We start from the raw sequence: 844 nt of genomic DNA on the forward strand, positions 1-844 counted from the left end.
CGGCAAGATCAAAAAGACCTATGATATTAATGACATTCACAATGTTCGCGGTTTTGGCTATCGATTGTGTCGGGGGGTTATATCGTGAACCCACATAATCTACGCACCGCAACATAACAACAATGGAATGTTGACGAGATATTCGCTGATATGGAAAGTTTTACTGCTGATTTATTCAGGCAGCCTATATTCAGGCGCGACGGTACTCCGTTCGGTTGCGAGATACAGGTTCGTGCCGCAATTGATAGTTCTGACGCGCTAGAAAGAACACTTTCAGCAACTGCCCTGGAAATGAATTTCAGCGAAAACCATTGGGCAAAAAAAACGCTGACAGAGCGATCTGCTTTTTTTGTGCCCGACACTATAAGCAGGATTTTTATAGCGGTAGGTTTGCGTGACTTATTAGACACAATACAGATAGATTATATTATTTGTGCCAGCGACGCACTCAAGATACAAGGACAAATTTTAACAATCAGCATTGAGGGGGGCACGCTACCCCTCGGCACAACTGAAGAGGATAGAGTCCTGCTCAGTCACATCTACCTGCTAAAAGATAGCGGCGTAGAAATCGCCTTTTCGAGCTTCAGTCTGCTAGAGGGCGAGCCAAAAATTCAGAATACACCCAGCCTGTGTGATTACATAAAAGTGGATTTTCGAAAAAACGAGCAGGGTGAAAAATTGAGCGCTAAACCCGAGTCGCTCAATAGGCTCTATGATTACATGAACATAATAACTCATACAAAAAAAGTCATGTTTATTGCCGCGCGAATAGAGCACGAAGGCAATCACGTGCTGGCTAGAAGCCTGCCGTTTGATTGTTTTCAGGGGGACTATTACTCCC

1 protein-coding gene is annotated in these 844 nt (G+C 44.2%); it reads left to right on the forward strand.

The features are described from left to right. Positions 1-150: 150 nt before the first annotated feature. A partial coding sequence (locus tag AC1DSG_RS31460) for a YuxH family protein (RefSeq protein ID WP_477794337.1) occupies positions 151-844 on the forward strand: 694 nt, incomplete at its 3' end.

The organism is Pseudomonas sp. P5_A12, from assembly GCF_056400685.1.